2 protein-coding genes are annotated in these 937 nt (G+C 46.3%); both read left to right on the top strand.

Going from position 1 to position 937, the window contains the following annotated elements; all coding sequences use genetic code 11:
- Positions 1–522: autotransporter outer membrane beta-barrel domain-containing protein (locus ACTF5U_RS06215; protein ID WP_438970778.1), on the top strand; the 522-nt coding region annotated here is incomplete at its 5' end.
- A gap of 123 nt (positions 523–645) precedes the next feature.
- A partial coding sequence (locus tag ACTF5U_RS06210; protein WP_438970777.1) for a hypothetical protein occupies positions 646–937 on the top strand: 292 nt, incomplete at its 3' end.

The following is a 937-nucleotide window of genomic DNA, read 5'->3' as shown; positions in this document are numbered from 1 at the left end:
ACCCATTTGACCGGCGTTGCTCGTGGCGATTTCAATGGTGATATGTTCGCGGCTCGATTAGTTTCAGGTTTACCTATCACCGTTACAGAAGCAGTCACCGTGACTCCCTTTATCGGTGCCGAAGCATATCATCTAAGACAGCGTGGCTATACTGAATCAGGCGCAGGGGCTTTGTCGCTCGACGTATCATCCAATGACGCCAACCGATTCAGATCTATTTTCGGAACCAAAGTTGGATTCAGAAAGGAACTAAACGACGGCAGCATACTCTCGCCGACGATCCAAGCAAGCTGGCGTCATGAGTTTCAAGATGACGGTATTACCACCGAATCATCATTTCTCGGTGGCGGTGGTCAGTTCCAAAGCGTCGGGCAGGATGTTGACCAAAATATTTATAGCTTAACAGGCCGTCTTGACTGGGCCAGAACGGAACGGATGTCTATAGGCATAGAGATTGGGGCTGAAGCCGCCTCAAATTATCGATCTTATAATGGCCAACTCTATGGTAAATGGATGTTCTAAACGAATCTTCAATGTCAAAAAAGCACTACGCTTTCGTGGTGCTTTTTTACTATTGGAGGTTGAAGCAAAAAACACTATCCATGATAGCGTTGCCAAATGGCATATCGGCGACGGGTAAACGTAATGACGATAAACAGAAGAAGATTTCTGCAGCAGCTTATTCAGAGCGCAAGCCTGATTTCGATAAACAGTCATATCAATATTTCTGCAGCAAATACTATCCCTGCAGACTCGTTAACCGCACTGCCTCGCTTTCTCGATACCTTGTTACCCGAGGATGTCTCCCCTTCAGCCACGCAGTTGGGCATTGATAAAGACTTGCTCCAGCACGCCCAAACTGTTGATAACTACCCCCAACTCTTACAAATAGGTTGTCAGTGGCTTGATCAACATGCCATGTCTTTATATGGAAAGA

The organism is Methylophaga sp., from assembly GCF_965655755.1.
Taxonomy (GTDB): Bacteria; Pseudomonadota; Gammaproteobacteria; order Nitrosococcales; family Methylophagaceae; genus Methylophaga.
The sequence above is the reverse complement of the archived record's forward strand: the minus strand, read 5'-3'. Positions and strand labels throughout refer to the sequence as shown.